The sequence below is a fragment of the Pseudomonas sp. S3_B08 genome, assembly GCF_054667725.1.
Map to the genome: position 1 here is coordinate 2,087,232 of NZ_CP162750.1, position 15,945 is coordinate 2,103,176.

Consider the following 15,945-nt stretch of genomic DNA (forward strand, 5'->3'; position numbering starts at 1 on the left):
GTGGCCGAGACTCTCAGGGCGATCAACGTTACCCTTTGCATCGCAAAAAATCATAATAAAGAGAGAGCCGCTATGTCGCAGAGCGCCGCAGCTACCCAGACCATCGACGACGGTAAAAACGCCGTCTACAAACGCATCACCCTGCGTTTGATTCCCTTCATTTTCATCTGCTATCTGTTCAACTACCTCGACCGGGTCAACGTCGGCTTCGCCAAATTGCAGATGCTTGACGCACTGAAATTCAGCGAAACGGTGTACGGCCTCGGCGCCGGGATTTTCTTCATCGGTTATGTGCTGTGCGGCGTGCCGAGCAACCTGGCACTGACCCGCTTCGGTCCTCGGCGCTGGATTGCCTTGATGATGATCACCTGGGGCACGCTGTCGACCTGCCTGTTGTTCGTCACCACCCCGACCGAGTTCTACACCCTGCGCTTTTTCACCGGTGCCGCTGAAGCCGGGTTCTTCCCGGGCGTCGTGCTGTATCTCTCGCAGTGGTTCCCTACCTTCCGCCGTGGCCGGATCATGGCGTTGTTCATGTCGGCAATCCCGGTCTCCGGTTTGCTCGGCAGCCCGTTTTCCGGCTGGATTCTCAACCACTTCGCCGCTGGCCGGGGTGGCCTGGCCGGCTGGCAGTGGATGTTCCTCCTGCAAGGCATTCCGACGGTGATCCTCGGCGCACTGGCGTATTTCCTGTTGAGCGACAGCTTCGCCAACGCCAAATGGCTGACCGCCCATGAACGTTCCGTGCTTGAAGCCGACCACGCCGAAGACCTCGCCAACAAACCGAAAACCGCGACCGACTCGCTGCTCGCGGTGTTCAAGAACCCGGCGATCTGGGCCTTCGGCCTGATCTATTTCTGCATCCAGAGCGGCGTGTACGCGATCAACTTCTGGCTGCCGTCGATCATCAAGAACCTCGGCTTCAGCGACAACCTGGTGATCGGCTGGCTGAGTGCGATTCCGTACCTGCTCGCGGCGGTGTTCATGCTGGTCGTCGGGCGCTCGGCGGACTTACGCAAGGAGCGCCGCTGGCACTTGGTGGTGCCGATGCTGATGGGCGCTGTCGGGCTGGTGATCGCGGTGAATTTCGCGGCCAATCCGGCGATTGCGATTCTCGGCCTGACCATAGCGACCATGGGCGCACTGACCGGTCTGCCGATGTTCTGGCCGGTGCCGACCGCCATGCTGAGCGCGGGCGCGGCGGCTGGTGGGCTGGCGCTGATCAACTCGATGGGGCAGATGGCCGGGTTCCTCAGCCCGTACCTGGTGGGTTGGGTCAAGGACAGCACGGGTTCGACGGATGCAGCGTTGTACGTGCTGGCGGCGGTGATCGTCGGCGGGAGTCTGCTGGCGTTGCGGATGACTCGGACGTTGCGGGCCTAATCAGACGCGCAGATCAAAAGATCGCAGCCTTCGGCAGCTCCTACTCTGGAATGCGTTCCCTGTAGGAGCTGCCGAAGGCTGCGATCTTTTTGCGTTTAAGCGGTGCAATCATGCATAGCGCCAGTCGACGCAACATCTATGCTGAATCTGCTGGCCTCTTAGCGAGCAGGCTCGCTCCCACAGGTTTTGTGCTTGGCTCCAGGATGTGGGAAATAATGAGCATCCGCTCAATATTCAGCACAAAAACCACGTATCCTGCGCGCCCCGTTCAACCATCACGTCGCGAGGACAGTTTGTCTAAAGGTATCGCTCTATCGGTTTCAGCCTCCGTGCTGTTTGCCGTCATGTATTACTACACGTCGCTGCTGACCCCTCTGAGCGGCGTGGAAATCTTCGGCTGGCGCATGCTTCTGACCGTGCCGTGCATGACGGTGTTCATGCTGGTTTCCGGGGAATGGCGGCGGGTGCTGGAGCTGCTTCGATTGATGGCCGCCAGGCCGAAGCTGATCGCCGGGCTGCTGGTTTCTTCCGCCCTGCTCGGGGTTCAGCTGTGGCTGTTCATGTGGGCACCGCTCAATGACTACAGCCTGGATGTATCACTGGGCTATTTCCTGTTGCCACTGGCGATGGTGCTGACCGGGCGGATTGCCTATGGCGAGAGCCTGTCTTACCTGCAGAAAATCGCGGTATTTTTCGCCAGTCTTGGCGTGTTGAACGAGCTGTATCAGGTTGGCGGATTTTCCTGGGCGACGCTGGTGGTCGTGGTCGGTTATCCGCTGTATTTCGTGCTACGCAAATACCTGCAAACCGACAACCTCGGTGGCCTGTGGGTCGACATGACCCTGATGCTGCCGGTCGCCTACTGGTTTGTGCAGGGCGGCGAACAGGGTCTGGCCGTGTTCGATCAATATCCGGGACTGATGTGGCTGATTCCACTGCTCGGCCTGATCAGTGCGTCCGCGCTGGTGGTGTATATCATCGCCAGCCGCTTGCTGCCGTTCAGTCTGTTTGGGTTGTTGAGTTATGTCGAACCGGTGCTGTTGCTTGCGGTGGCGTTGTTGCTGGGAGAGAGCATCAAGTCAGGCGAGTGGCTGACTTACATCCCGATCTGGCTGGCGGTTGTGGTGCTGGTGTTCGAGGGCTTCAAACACTTGACGCGCCAACGCCGCTCTTGAATGCAACACAAGACAAATGTGGGAGCGAGCCTGCTCGCGAAGTCGTCAGACCAGTCAACATGACTGTTGAATGAAAGTCCGCATTCGCGAGCAGGCTCGCTCCCTCAGGTTTTGTATGAAGCAAAAAAATCCCGGCCCTGCATTTCTGCAGGCCGGGATTTTTTCATTTCAGATTACTCGGTGGTCAACACACCACGACGCACCTGGTCACGCTCGATCGATTCGAACAAGGCCTTGAAGTTGCCCTCGCCGAAACCATCGTCGCCCTTGCGCTGGATGAATTCGAAGAACACCGGCCCCATCAGGGTTTCCGAGAAAATCTGCAGCAGCAGACGCTTGTCGCCCTGCTCCGATGCGCCATCGAGCAGGATGCCGCGCGATTGCAGCTGATCGACCGGCTCGCCGTGATTCGGCAGGCGACCTTCGAGCATTTCGTAGTAGGTATCCGGCGGCGCGGTCATGAAGCGCATGCCGATTTTCTTCAGTTGATCCCAGGTCTTGATCAGGTCGTCGGTGAGGAACGCGACGTGCTGGATACCCTCACCATTGAACTGCATCAGGAACTCTTCGATCTGCCCGGCGCCCTTGGACGACTCTTCGTTGAGCGGAATGCGGATCATGCCATCCGGTGCGGTCATGGCCTTCGAGGTCAGGCCGGTGTACTCGCCTTTGATGTCGAAGTAACGGATTTCACGGAAGTTGAACAGCTTCTCGTAGAAGTTCGCCCAATAGGCCATGCGACCGCGATAAACGTTGTGGGTCAGGTGGTCGATGATCTTCAGGCCAGCGCCAACCGGGTTGCGATCAACACCTTCGATGAACACGAAGTCGATGTCGTAGATCGAGCTGCCTTCGCCGAAACGGTCGATCAGGTACAGCGGCGCGCCGCCAATGCCTTTGATTGCCGGCAGGTTCAGTTCCATCGGACCGGTCTCGATGTGAATCGGCTGAGCGCCGAGTTCGAGTGCGCGGGAATAGGCCTTCTGCGAATCCTTCACGCGAAACGCCATGCCGCAAACGGACGGGCCGTGTTCGGCGGCGAAGTACGAGGCGACGCTGTTGGGTTCGTTATTGAGGATCAGGTTGATTGCGCCCTGACGATACAGGTGCACGTTCTTGGAACGGTGGGTCGCGACTTTGGTGAAGCCCATGATCTCGAAGATCGGCTCCAGTGTGCCAGGAGTCGGCGCTGCGAACTCGATGAATTCAAAGCCCATCAGGCCCATTGGGTTTTCGTATAAATCTGCCATGGTGACGCCTCATCATTTCTTATCAATTAACCAGGGTTATTTGTCAGGAAAGTGATGTGGAGGGCGGCGCGCAGGAGATGCCACGCACGCTGCGCGCGAGGAAGTCTCCGTAGATCAGTTGAAACCCGAATATCTTCATTGTCGACCCAAGGCTCTTGCGGGCGAGGCTTCTGCTGCCAGAAGACGATTATTATTGTATGCGTAACCCGATTCTACACAGCGTAACCAGACCTGTCTGCCCTCTGTATAAAATCCGCTTTTTTACCTACGGCGCAAGCGCCATCTGCCATCTATTCTCCTCTCTGGCTCAATTGTTTATCGGGTCGGATTTCTAAACCACAGGATGTGTCCATGCCACTGACCCACCGATCCCGCCGCAAACGCAGCACCCGAATCGCCGTGACTTTGCTCACCGGTCTGCTGCCAATCGTGCTGGGCAGTGGGATTCTTTATATGCAGGCAAAACGAACGCTGGAGCAAAGTGCCGGGGAAACGGCCGAACAAGCGTTGCAACAGTTCGATCTGATGCTCGACAACACGGCAGAAGCCGCTCGGGTTCTGCTGCCTCTGGCCGGGAAAAATTGCGAAGACGTGAAACTGGCCCTGCGCGAACAAGTGACCCGCCGCCCCTTCGTGCGCTCGACCAATCTGGTCTGGGACAACACGCTCTACTGCAGCTCACTGTTCGGGCAGTTCAAGGAAGCGGTCAATGCCGGGGACTATCATCAAGGCAAACTGTGGTTGATGAACGGCAATCCCGTCACTCCCGACACGGCATTGTTGATCTACCGCCTCAGCGACGGTCGTGGCGGCGCGCTGACCACGCTTGATGGTTATCACCTGAGCAACATCCTGCGCCTGATCGGCCGCCAGACATTACTGATGTTGCAAGTGGGCGATAACTGGCTGTCCGCCGACGGCAGAGTGCATCAAGGGCCCCTGCCCGCTTTGCCAGTCGCGCATAGCATGCTCGAATCCGAACGATACGGTTTCAACGTGTCGGCGGGTTTTCCCGAGGGAGAGACCTGGCGTTACATGGCGGCCAACTACCCGCCGTTGTTCAGCCTGCTGATATTTTTCGGCGTGATCTCGGGCGCCATCGGCCATGTCGTGCAGAAACGCTCGAACTCGCCCAGTCACGAAATGCTTCGCGCACTCGAGGCCGGGGAATTCATTCCTTATTTCCAGCCGGTGGTTCACGGTGACAGCAAGCAGTGGTCCGGCGCTGAAGTGCTGATGCGCTGGAATCACCCGAAAGAGGGCCTCGTACGCCCGGATCTGTTCATTCCATTTGCCGAGCATTCAGGCTTGATCGTGCCGATGACCCGCTCGCTGATGCAACAGACTGCCGCCCTGCTGGGACCGCATTCTGCGGTCTTCGCCAAACCTTTCCATATCGGCATCAACATCACTGCCAGCCATTGCAAGGATCTGGAACTGGTCGAAGACTGTCGCGACCTCCTGGCGGCGTTTGCGCCCGGCAGCGTCGAACTGGTGCTGGAATTGACGGAGCGCGAGCTGATCGAACCGAATGAGATGACCCTGCAACTGTTTGAGCAATTGCACGCACTTGGAGTGAAAATCGCGATCGACGATTTTGGTACTGGCCACTCAAGCCTCGGCTACTTGCGCGCCTTCAAGGTCGACTTTCTCAAGATCGATCAGAGCTTTGTCGCCATGATCGGCATCGATGCGCTATCACGACATATTCTCGACTCCATCATTGAACTGTCGGCAAAGCTGGATCTGGCCATTGTTGCCGAAGGTGTCGAAACACAGGCCCAAGCCGATTACCTGACGGAGCATCAGGTGGATTTCATGCAAGGCTATTTGTTTGCCAAGCCAATGCCGGCAGCAGATTTCATCAGCGCATTAAGTGATCGTTAACTCATTAGCATAGCCCGTCCAACAACCGCACCAAATTGATACAAAAAGTCATTGTTGTTACATGGCGACAACATCAGGATTTACTCTTGTCGCATTAACTACTACAATTTTTTCAACCTGAGCCAGACTGACAGGTGAGCCAATTATCACCGAGTCGCTTCCAGGCTCTTGGCTTATAGCTTTGTTTGCGGTTGGTATCAGCCAAACACACTATTGGAGTAAAGATATTGTCCAGACTCGCTGAATTTCGCGCAGCTGAAAAGGCCCTTCAGGAACAGCTCAAACAGCTGGAGTCACTGAAGAATGACGCCGGGCTCAAGAAAGAAATCGAATTCGAAGAAAAGCTCCAGGGACTGATGAAAACCTATGGCAAAGGCCTGAAAGACATCATCGCCATCCTCGACCCGAACCCGGCGAAGTCCGGTCTGCAGGCTGCCCCAGCGCCGAAGACCCGCCGCGCCCGCGTCGTCAAGGTTTACCAGAACCCGCACACTGGCGAGCTGATCGAAACCAAGGGCGGCAACCATCGCGGCCTGAAAGCCTGGAAAGAACAGTACGGTGCGGCCACCGTGGATTCATGGTTGCGCGGTTAATCTGACGCCAACAAAAAGCCCTGCGCGATGCAGGGCTTTTTTATTGACAATATCTAACAAATGAAATGATTTTCATCGAACAAGTTAGAAAAATGTGTAACGTTACTGAGTCATCACGCTAAACATTTTGCTGCGCGATGTTGCTGCAAACGATGAATCAAACTTTGTGCTTAATCCTTTCCGGCATTCAAAACACCGCGAGTTAGTACGGACGTTTATAATTTCAGGCTGTTACGTGCCGCCTCTATGTCGTCGGCGCTCGCCTTATAAACCTCAGCCTGACCGGCATATGAAAGTACATAAGCCTTGTCTGTTTCCACGGCAGCCACCAGCGTTTGTGATAATACGTGCCGGCCGTTCTCGGTGATCGTGCAGGTCGTCTCCAACCCGGTCAATGATCCGAACGCAGCCGGATGGATTCGGTTGCAGACGCTCTGATAACCACTGCGGAAGAAATCCTTCTGGATGGATTTACGCATCTCCAGCAGCACGCCTTGCAAATTGACCTGATGCCCCGCCTCCACTTGCGTCATGGTCAACTCCATCACCATCACCTGATTGCCGTCGGCATCGAGCTTCACTGCCCTTTGCCGCGAGACTGGCGGCGCGGTATCCGGCAACACTTCAACCTTCCAGCCCGCTGGCCAGGTGATGCTCGGTTCGGCCATGGCCGGGAAAACCACGGCCAATGACAAAGCAAAAAAAACAAACACGGATTTGAACAGTCGGATCATTGCCGGACGCACTCGAAGGTAGAGAGCAAAGTCTGAGCCCCGCCCTCGCGCAGGGCAAGCCCGCCTTGCATTTGGCGATGCCGGCCGGCATGCGTATCATTGCGCCCATTCACTCGCCCATTGTTATTGGAGGGCCCATGAGCCTCAACGAACTGAACACTTTCCCCGGCGTGACCGCCACGCCAGACAGCGCAACCCGCAACTTCGTGTTCAACCACACCATGCTGCGCGTGAAGGACATCACCAAGTCGCTGGATTTCTACACCCGCGTCCTGGGTTTCTCGCTGGTCGAGAAGCGTGATTTTCCGGAAGCCGAATTCAGCCTGTACTTCCTTGCGCTGGTCGATAAAGCGCAGATCCCGGCCGATGCTGCTGCGCGTACCGAATGGATGAAATCGATTCCAGGCATTCTCGAATTGACCCACAACCACGGTACCGAAAACGATGCCGACTTCGCCTATCACAACGGCAACACCGATCCCCGTGGCTTTGGTCACATCTGCATTTCGGTGCCGGACATCGTCGCAGCGTGTGCACGCTTTGAAGAGCTGGGTTGCGATTTCCAGAAGCGCCTGACCGACGGCCGGATGAAGAGCTTGGCCTTCATCAAGGACCCGGATGGCTACTGGGTCGAGATCATTCAGCCTGCGCCGCTGTAAAAGCTGAAAGCCCCTACCCTAGCCCTCTCCCAGAGGGAGAGGGGACTGATTGCGGGATGTTGGAGAATTACGCCGACTTGAACGATTGGCGGTGAATCCATAATCGACCGGCTCTCTCAGGTCGATGGATGACTTCAGACACCTCGGTCGGCTCCCTCTCCCTCGGGAGAGGGCTGGGGTGAGGGGTGGCTTTCCACGCGCAATAAAAAACCCATGATCGCTCATGGGTTTTTTCGTTTTCGACCTGGCAGTTACGCCGGGGCCGAAGTCCGGATCAAGTGATCGAACGCACTCAGCGAAGCCTTGGCGCCCTCGCCCACTGCAATCACGATCTGCTTGTACGGCACAGTCGTCACGTCACCCGCTGCAAAGATCCCCGCAATGGAAGTCTCGCCACGGTTGTCGACAATGATCTCGCCACGCGGCGACAGCTCGATGGTGCCCTTCAGCCAATCGGTGTTCGGCAGCAGACCGATTTGCACGAAAATGCCTTCCAGCTCAACCGTGCGCAGTTCATCGGTAGTGCGGTCCTTGTAGCGCAGGCCGTTGACCTTCTCGCCATTGCCGGTGACTTCAGTGGTTTGCGCACTGGTGATCACGGTAACGTTCGGCAGGCTGTGCAGCTTGCGCTGCAGCACGGCGTCGGCACGCAGTTGCACGTCGAATTCCAGCAGCGTTACGTGCGCCACGATACCCGCCAGGTCGATCGCCGCTTCAACGCCGGAGTTACCGCCGCCGATCACCGCTACGCGCTTGCCCTTGAACAGCGGGCCGTCGCAGTGCGGGCAATACGCCACGCCTTTGTTGCGGTATTCCTGCTCGCCCGGAACGTTCATTTCGCGCCAGCGTGCGCCGGTCGCGAGAATCACGCTCCTGGCTTTCAGGGTTGCACCGCTGGCGAAGTGGACTTCATGCAGCTCGCCATTCTTGCCCGGGATCAGCTTGTCAGCGCGTTGCAGATTCATGATGTCGACGTCGTACTGCTTGACGTGTTCTTCCAGCGCCGTGGCCAGTTTCGGCCCTTCGGTTTCCTGCACGGAAATGAAGTTCTCGATGGCCATGGTATCCAGCACCTGACCGCCGAAGCGCTCAGCCGCGACACCGGTGCGGATGCCTTTACGCGCGGCGTAGATAGCGGCCGAAGCACCCGCCGGGCCACCGCCGACGACCAGCACGTCAAAGGCTTCTTTGGCGCTGATCTTCTCGGCCTGACGCTCAATCGCGCCGGTGTCGAGTTTGGCAAGGATTTCCTCCAGGCCCATGCGGCCCTGGCCGAAGTTTTCGCCATTGAGGTAGATGCTCGGCACAGCCATGATCTTGCGATCGTTGACTTCGTCCTGGAACAGCGCGCCGTCGATGGCGACGTGGCGGATGTTCGGGTTGAGCACGGCCATCAGGTTCAGCGCCTGAACGACGTCCGGGCAATTCTGGCAAGACAGCGAGAAGTAAGTCTCGAAGCTGAACTCGCCTTTGAGCGAGCGGATCTGCTCGATGACTTCAACGCTGGCCTTCGACGGGTGGCCACCGACTTGCAGCAGAGCCAACACCAGCGAGGTGAATTCGTGGCCCATCGGAATACCGGCGAAACGCAGACTGATGTCGGCTCCAGGGCGATTGATCGAGAACGATGGCTTGCGGGCATCGTCACCGCTGTCGATCAGAGTAATCTGGCTCGAAAGACTGGCAACGTCTTTCAGCAGGTCCAGCATTTCACGGGATTTCGCACCGTCGTCGAGGGATGCAACGATCTCGATCGGTTGGGTGACCCGTTCCAGGTACGATTTCAACTGGGCTTTAAGATTGGCGTCCAACATACGGGCGATTTCCTTTATTTGAGGCGAAAAAAAGCCCGAGCGAATCTCGCCCGGGCATTTTTATTGGGCGGTGCAGCTAACTTAAGAAGGTGCGGCGTGCCGCCCTGCGTTGCATGGCACAGACTTAGATCTTGCCGACCAGGTCCAGCGACGGAGCCAGAGTGGCCTCGCCTTCTTTCCACTTGGCCGGGCAAACTTCGCCTGGGTGTGCAGCGACGTACTGAGCAGCCTTGATCTTGCGCAGCAGCTCGGAAGCGTCACGGCCAACGCCGCCATCGTTCAGTTCAACGATTTTGATCTGGCCTTCAGGGTTGATCACGAAGGTGCCACGGTCAGCCAGACCAGCTTCTTCGATCAGCACGTCGAAGTTGCGGGAGATGATGTGGGTAGGGTCGCCGATCATGGTGTATTCGATTTTGCCGATGGCTGGCGAAGTGTTATGCCAGGCAGCGTGAGCAAAGTGGGTGTCGGTCGAAACGCTGTAGATTTCCACGCCCAGCTTCTTGAACTCAGCGTAGTTGTCAGCCAGGTCTTCCAGCTCGGTTGGGCACACGAAGGTGAAGTCGGCTGGGTAGAAGAACACTACGGACCACTTGCCTTTCAAGTCAGCATCCGAGACTTGAACGAAGTCGCCGTTTTTGAACGCGGTAGCTTTGAACGGTTTTACTTGGCTGTTGATGATAGGCATCGATGACTCTCCGTCAGGGGTTATGAAGTTGATGGGTGAATCCTACCCACTCACTCGACGGAAGGCTCATTGGCAAACCTGATACTGCTGATTTGTTTTCGCTATTAGCTGACTGTATTAATAGAAGAAAACGATCTCTACGGCTGATCCGGCTTATCCATAATCCGAGCCATTCCCTGGAATGGGCTGACCTCAACATAGCGCATGGCGGATTTCATGTCCTTCCAGCCAACGTAGCTCATCAGCGATTTCAGGTCCCAGCCGCTTTGATGCGCCCATGTGGCAAAACCACGCCGCAGTGAATGGCTGGTGTAGTTGGCGGCGGCAATCCCGGCGCGCTGCAACGCCTGGCGGAGCAGCGGAATGATGCTGTTGGCGTGCAGGCCCTCTTCGCTCAGATTGCCCCAGCGATCAATGCTGCGGAACACCGCGCCGCGTACCAGCGCAGCCTCTGTAATCCAATCGATATAGGCCTGCACCGGGCACAGCTTCAGCAGCGCCGGGGCCTGGTAGGTCTGCCCGAGGTTCTCCCGGTCGCCCTTGCTGCGCGGCAGATACAGAGTGATGCCCTTGCCAGCGCTCGCCTGCACATGCTCGATTTGCAAACGGCACAATTCGTCGCTGCGAAAGCCGCGCCAGAAGCCCAACAGAATCAGCGCGCGATCCCGATACGCCTTGAGCAAGGTCGGGCGGTCCTGTTCTTCCCGGGCCGTCTGCGCCTCCTGTTCAAGCCAATCGATCACGCGCTGCAGATCCTGCAATTGCAGCGGCTCAGCCTGTTTTTCCTGCGCCGGGTGCAAAGCGCGAATGCCCTTGAACACCTTGCGCACCACTGGCGCCTTGGTCGGATCGGCAAAACCCTGACTGTTGTGCCACTGCGCCAGCGCCGACAGACGCAGCTTCAGCGTGTTGATCGATAGCACGCCAGCGTGCGCCACCAGATAGCGCGCAACGCTGTCGGCAGTAGCCGGCAGAAATCCGCCCCACGTCACCTCGAAGTGCTCGATCGCCATGCGATAGCTGCGGCGAGTGTTGTCCCGGGTGGCGGCTTGCAGATATCGATCAATGTCGCTCATGGGCAGTTTTCTCGCTGGCGTACGGGTTCAGGCATGCAGATGCGCATTTTGCCCCCTGACATTGGGTAATACCAGTATATCCCGCCTGTTTTACCTTAACGATTTACCTATATTTTCAGCATGGTACACTGTGTACTTCAGTGGCATGTACCACAGTACGTAAACGTAGGAGTTCACATGGCCCGTGGCGGCATTACCAAAGCACTGGTGCAAATCGCACGCACAGCGATCCTGGCTCGCGGCGAACACCCAAGCATCGATGCAGTACGCATTGAAATGGGCAACACCGGCTCGAAAACCACGATCCATCGCTATCTGAAAGAACTGGACGACGGTGCCCAGCCGAATGAGGCGTCGGCAGAACCGATCGATGATGAGCTCACCGCCCTCGTCTCTCGACTCGCCCAGCGTCTGAAAGAACAGGCGCAGGAGCCCATTGAGCAAGCCCGCGAACAGTTCGAGGAGCAACGCGAAGCACTGGAAACCGAACTGAAACAGGTTCGCCAGGCGCTGGAAAAACTCGAGCACGACCACGAGATTCAAGGCGCCGCGCTGCAACGCGAATCCGAAGCGCTGAGCAACACCCGCTCGATGCTGCAAACCGAACAGACGCGCAACGCCGGCCTCAACCAGGCATTGGCCGACTTTGAATTGCGCTTGCAGGACAAGGACGAACAGATCCGCTCACTGGAAGAAAAACACCTGCACGCCCGCGATGCGCTTGAGCATTACCGTAACGCCACCAAGGAACAGCGCGAGCAGGAGCAGGCCCGCCATGAAGGGCAACTTCAGCAGATACAGGCAGAATTGCGTCAAGCCCAGCAGAGCGCGTTGGTGCGCCAGGACGAGATCACGCAGTTGCACCGCGACAACGAACGCCTGCTTACCGAAAACCGTGGCACCCAGCGCGAGCTGAATCTTGTGCAGGATCAGCTCAAGCACAGCAATCAGCGTCAGGATCAGTTGCTCGAGCAGGCCACGCGCATGGACAGCGAGCGCACCCTCCTCCAGGAACGTCTGCGCGTGGCGGCACTGGAAAGCCAAGCGCTCAAGCAGAGCGTCGACGAACAAACGCAGCTCAATCAGTCATTGGAAAAGGAATTGCTCAAGGTTCAGGCAAGCCTTGAAGACAGCCAGCGTCTGGCGGCTACCGTTGCGGCAGCGCCAGACTCGGCCAAAGCGACAGACGCTTAAGCGCTGACCGGCGTACGCATGGTGACGAACTCTTCGGCGGCCGTCGGGTGCACCCCGATGGTGTCGTCGAAGTCGCGCTTGGTCGCGCCGGCCTTCAAGGCGATCGCCAGACCTTGCACGATCTCGCCAGCGTCCGGGCCGACCATGTGGCAGCCAAGCACCCTGTCGGTTTTGGCGTCGACCACCAACTTCATCAGGGTTTTCTCCTGGCAGTCAGTCAGGGTCAGCTTCATCGGCCGGAAGCGACTCTCGAAAATAACCACCTCGTGGCCGCATTCGCGCGCTTCTTCTTCGCTCAAACCGACCGTACCGATGTTCGGCAGGCTGAACACGGCGGTCGGAATCATCTTGTAGTCCACCGGACGGTATTGCTCCGGCTTGAACAGACGCCGCGCCACGGCCATGCCTTCAGCGAGCGCGACCGGTGTCAGCTGCACGCGACCAATGACGTCGCCCAGCGCCAGAATCGACGGCTCGGTGGTTTGATACTCGTCGTCGACTTTGATAAAGCCCTTGTCGTCGAGCTGCACATCGGTGTTTTCCAGGCCCAGATTGTCCAGCATCGGACGGCGGCCGGTGGCGTAGAACACGCAGTCGGCTTCGAGTACGCGACCATCCTTGAGCGTCGCCTTCAAGCTACCGTCGGCCTGCTTGTCGATGCGCGCAATGTCGGCATTGAATTGCAGATCGAGGCCACGCTTGGTCAACTCCTCTTGCAGATGCTTGCGCACCGCACCGTCGAAGCCGCGCAGGAACAGATCGCCGCGATACAGCAGCGTGGTGTTGGCGCCGAGGCCATGGAAAATTCCGGCGAACTCGACGGCAATATAACCGCCGCCGACCACCAGCACACGCTTGGGCAGCTCTTTGAGGAAGAACGCTTCATTCGAACCGATCGCATGCTCATGCCCCGGAATTTCAGGGATCTGCGGCCAGCCGCCGGTGGCGATCAGAATGTGCTTTGCGGTGAAGCGCTCGCCATTAACCTCGACCTCGTGCGGCCCGACGATTTTCGCGTGCGCCTCGTGCAGGGTCACGCCGCTGTTGACCAGCAGATTGCGATAAATGCCGTTAAGGCGATTGATCTCGCGATCCTTGTTGGCGATCAGCGTGGCCCAGTCGAAGTTGGCTTCGCCCAGGTTCCAGCCGAAACCGGACGCCTGCTCGAAGTCCTCGGCAAAGTGCGCGCCGTAGACCAACAGCTTTTTCGGCACGCAGCCGACGTTGACGCAGGTGCCGCCCAGGTAACGGCTTTCGGCCACCGCCACTTTCGCCCCGAAGCCTGCGGCAAACCGCGCAGCCCGCACACCGCCGGAACCGGCACCAATCACATAAAGGTCAAAATCGTAGGCCATTTCTATCTCCTCGGCAGGCCATCAGCATACCCGCAGCCATTCATTGGGCAAGCACTGCCATCCATATAAGGGCGGAAAATGAAAAAGCCACCCGAAGGTGGCTTTCTTTTGCAGACGAGGCGAAGACTATTAGTAAGCCTTGCCAGTCTTGTAGAAATTTTCGAAGCAGAAGTTGGTCGCGTCGATGTAGCCTTCAGCACCACCGCAGTCGAAACGCTTGCCCTTGAACTTGTAGGCCATGACGCAGCCGTTCTGGGCCTGCTTCATCAGGGCGTCGGTGATCTGGATTTCGCCGCCCTTGCCCGGCTCGGTCTGTTCGATCAGGTCGAAGATGTCCGGGGTCAGGATGTAACGACCGATGATCGCCAGGTTCGACGGCGCGTCTTCCGGCTTTGGCTTCTCGACCATGCTGTGCACGCGGTAGATGTCGTCGCGGATCATTTCGCCAGCGATGACACCGTACTTGTTGGTTTCCTGCGGATCGACTTCCTGGATCGCGACGATCGAGCAGCGGAACTGCTTGTACAGCTTGACCATCTGGGTCAGTACGCCGTCGCCGTCGATGTTGACGCAAAGGTCATCCGCCAGGACCACGGCGAACGGTTCGTCACCGATCAGTGGGCGGCCAGTCAGGATTGCGTGGCCCAGACCTTTCATTTCGGTCTGACGGGTGTAGGAGAACGAGCACTCGTCCAACAGCTTGCGGATACCGACCAGGTATTTTTCCTTGTCGGTGCCCTTGATCTGGTTTTCCAGCTCGTAACTGATGTCGAAGTGGTCTTCCAGAGCACGCTTGCCACGGCCGGTGACGATGGAAATCTCAGTCAGGCCCGCGTCCAGTGCTTCTTCAACGCCGTACTGGATCAGTGGCTTGTTTACCACCGGCAGCATTTCTTTAGGCATGGCTTTGGTCGCTGGGAGGAAGCGAGTGCCGTAACCGGCTGCTGGAAACAAGCATTTCTTGATCATATAAGTCCTTGAAAAGGCTGTGTGTACGAGTTTCGGGGCAGTCTAATCAGGCGGCGTGCGCCTTACAATGCCCCGCGCTGGCTAACCGATGCCAACATAGAGAAATATTCGCGCGGATAGTTCCATCCGGGTATTTCAGCGGCGGAGTCAGCGTAGCTCAAGATCCGGGCAAACAGGATCACCATACGCTTATCAGCCCCCATTGCGAGCATTTGCCGCTATCATGGCGCCTTTGAACCAGCGAATGAGACAGACTAGATGGCTGCGGTAAAAATCATCAACGGGTATGTGATCGACAAGAAAGACGGCAAGTGGACGCTGACCACTACCAATGGCGAACATATCGCCGGGCCTTTCGACAGCGAGCAGATGGCGACAGATGTGGCCTCGGTGTTCACTGATACGCCTGCTTCTTCCAAGCGCCGAGGCAAAGATCAGGACTGATCCTTTTAGCACTTGCGCCAAGCCCTGCCAGCATGCAGGGCTTTTTTGTGCTTTGTTGGCAAACAAGTGGCCAATCGCTATAACCTTTTCATCGCGGCGCTGTCAGAGCAACCAGTCCCCCACTTGAAGACCTCGCAACCATGAACCTGAACAAACTGCAGCCGCTTTTCGCGGTATTGGTACTGAGCGGCTGTGCCACTTCGCAGCCCACCTATCTGAACAATGGCGAACAGGGTCTGAGCATCGACTGTTCCGGCGAAGCCAACTCATGGGCCATGTGCTACGAAAAGGCCGATGCATCCTGCGCCGGCACCGGCTATCGCATCGTCGGCACTGATGGCACACCGGCGCCCAAGGAAGATGACAAAACCCTGGGCGTTGACGTTGGCAACTACAAGACGCGCAACGTCGTGGTCGTCTGCAAGTAAGCCTTACATGTGGATTTCGGCGAATTTGATCCCGAGGCCACGGACGACCTCGATCAGGTCGTCGAGCCGATTGAAGGACTCGACTTCATCATTGTCATCCACCAAAAAGTAGCTGCGCCCTGCACTCTTCTTGAAAAACACGATCCATTCACCCGGATTCGCCGGGTTCTGGATGACATGAGTGGCAGAGATAAGGCCCTCTGCGTGGCGCTCCCGCACGTGCTCTCGCTTCATTGCGACTCCATAAATGACAATGCCGCCACAGCAGGACTGTGACGGCATCGGGTGCTGATGTT

Annotated in this window: 16 protein-coding genes; 8 read left to right on the forward strand and 8 right to left on the reverse strand. The window is 57.5% G+C overall.

All coding sequences use genetic code 11. The annotated features are described in order from the left end of the window. The first annotated feature begins 72 nt into the window (after positions 1-72). On the forward strand, positions 73-1,383 hold the full coding sequence (locus tag AB4N73_RS09505) for an MFS transporter (RefSeq protein WP_460143330.1): 1,311 nt from the start codon (positions 73-75) through the stop codon (positions 1,381-1,383). Between the two features lie 293 nt (positions 1,384-1,676). After that, positions 1,677-2,558, forward strand: a complete 882-nt coding sequence (rarD, locus tag AB4N73_RS09510; RefSeq protein WP_460143331.1) for an EamA family transporter RarD — start codon at positions 1,677-1,679, stop codon at positions 2,556-2,558. 173 nt (positions 2,559-2,731) lie between these two features. Here the strand turns inward: rarD and hppD are convergent, their stop codons facing one another. Beyond that, complete coding sequence (gene hppD, locus AB4N73_RS09515; protein ID WP_016774910.1) at positions 2,732-3,808, reverse strand: 4-hydroxyphenylpyruvate dioxygenase; 1,077 nt, start codon at positions 3,806-3,808, stop codon at positions 2,732-2,734. Between the two features lie 351 nt (positions 3,809-4,159). Between hppD and AB4N73_RS09520 the strand changes: the two genes are divergently transcribed. Beyond that, a complete protein-coding gene (locus tag AB4N73_RS09520) occupies positions 4,160-5,695 on the forward strand; it encodes an EAL domain-containing protein (protein WP_460143332.1) in 1,536 nt (511 codons plus the stop codon). Between the two features lie 227 nt (positions 5,696-5,922). Beyond that, entirely contained in the window at positions 5,923-6,288 is a 366-nt protein-coding gene (locus AB4N73_RS09525; RefSeq protein ID WP_041480175.1) for a histone-like nucleoid-structuring protein, MvaT/MvaU family, read from the forward strand. A 215-nt stretch (positions 6,289-6,503) separates the two neighbouring features. Here the strand turns inward: AB4N73_RS09525 and AB4N73_RS09530 are convergent, their stop codons facing one another. Beyond that, complete coding sequence (locus AB4N73_RS09530; protein WP_095180140.1) at positions 6,504-7,022, reverse strand: DUF4946 domain-containing protein; 519 nt, start codon at positions 7,020-7,022, stop codon at positions 6,504-6,506. A gap of 137 nt (positions 7,023-7,159) precedes the next feature. Between AB4N73_RS09530 and gloA the strand changes: the two genes are divergently transcribed. Beyond that, positions 7,160-7,681, forward strand: a complete 522-nt coding sequence (gene gloA / locus AB4N73_RS09535; protein WP_039762746.1) for a lactoylglutathione lyase — start codon at positions 7,160-7,162, stop codon at positions 7,679-7,681. Positions 7,682-7,932: 251 nt separating this feature from the next. Here the strand turns inward: gloA and ahpF are convergent, their stop codons facing one another. From ahpF to AB4N73_RS09550, 3 genes are all read right to left on the reverse strand, one after another. Then, on the reverse strand, positions 7,933-9,495 hold the full coding sequence (gene ahpF / locus AB4N73_RS09540; RefSeq protein WP_460143333.1) for an alkyl hydroperoxide reductase subunit F: 1,563 nt from the start codon (positions 9,493-9,495) through the stop codon (positions 7,933-7,935). A 124-nt stretch (positions 9,496-9,619) separates the two neighbouring features. Continuing rightward, positions 9,620-10,183 (reverse strand): alkyl hydroperoxide reductase subunit C, encoded by a 564-nt coding sequence (gene ahpC, locus AB4N73_RS09545; protein ID WP_236169081.1) that lies wholly within the window; start codon positions 10,181-10,183, stop codon positions 9,620-9,622. 137 nt (positions 10,184-10,320) lie between these two features. Then, positions 10,321-11,259: a site-specific integrase gene (locus AB4N73_RS09550; RefSeq protein WP_150635134.1), complete on the reverse strand. Its 939-nt coding sequence runs from the start codon at positions 11,257-11,259 to the stop codon at positions 10,321-10,323. 177 nt (positions 11,260-11,436) lie between these two features. On the opposite strand from AB4N73_RS09550, the gene AB4N73_RS09555 reads away from it, so the two are divergent. Then, a complete protein-coding gene (locus AB4N73_RS09555) occupies positions 11,437-12,453 on the forward strand; it encodes a DNA-binding protein (protein WP_310216290.1) in 1,017 nt (338 codons plus the stop codon). Here the strand turns inward: AB4N73_RS09555 and gorA are convergent. Beyond that, positions 12,450-13,808 carry a glutathione-disulfide reductase gene (gorA, locus tag AB4N73_RS09560; RefSeq protein ID WP_056789635.1) on the reverse strand — a complete coding sequence of 453 codons (1,359 nt, stop codon included), beginning with the start codon at positions 13,806-13,808 and terminating at the stop codon, positions 12,450-12,452. The genes AB4N73_RS09555 and gorA overlap by 4 nt on opposite strands. A gap of 129 nt (positions 13,809-13,937) precedes the next feature. Next, a complete protein-coding gene (galU, locus tag AB4N73_RS09565) occupies positions 13,938-14,777 on the reverse strand; it encodes a UTP--glucose-1-phosphate uridylyltransferase GalU (RefSeq protein ID WP_024013124.1) in 840 nt (279 codons plus the stop codon). 258 nt (positions 14,778-15,035) lie between these two features. Here galU and AB4N73_RS09570 point away from each other — a divergent pair, with 258 nt between their 5' ends. Together AB4N73_RS09570 and AB4N73_RS09575 are read left to right on the forward strand one after the other, a co-directional pair. Further along, positions 15,036-15,221: a hypothetical protein gene (locus tag AB4N73_RS09570; RefSeq protein ID WP_016774922.1), complete on the forward strand. Its 186-nt coding sequence runs from the start codon at positions 15,036-15,038 to the stop codon at positions 15,219-15,221. Between the two features lie 140 nt (positions 15,222-15,361). Beyond that, positions 15,362-15,649 (forward strand): hypothetical protein, encoded by a 288-nt coding sequence (locus tag AB4N73_RS09575; RefSeq protein WP_016774923.1) that lies wholly within the window; start codon positions 15,362-15,364, stop codon positions 15,647-15,649. A gap of 3 nt (positions 15,650-15,652) precedes the next feature. On the opposite strand, the gene AB4N73_RS09580 is transcribed toward AB4N73_RS09575, so the two are convergent. Beyond that, positions 15,653-15,883 carry a hypothetical protein gene (locus tag AB4N73_RS09580; protein ID WP_016774924.1) on the reverse strand — a complete coding sequence of 77 codons (231 nt, stop codon included), beginning with the start codon at positions 15,881-15,883 and terminating at the stop codon, positions 15,653-15,655. Positions 15,884-15,945 lie beyond the last annotated feature (62 nt).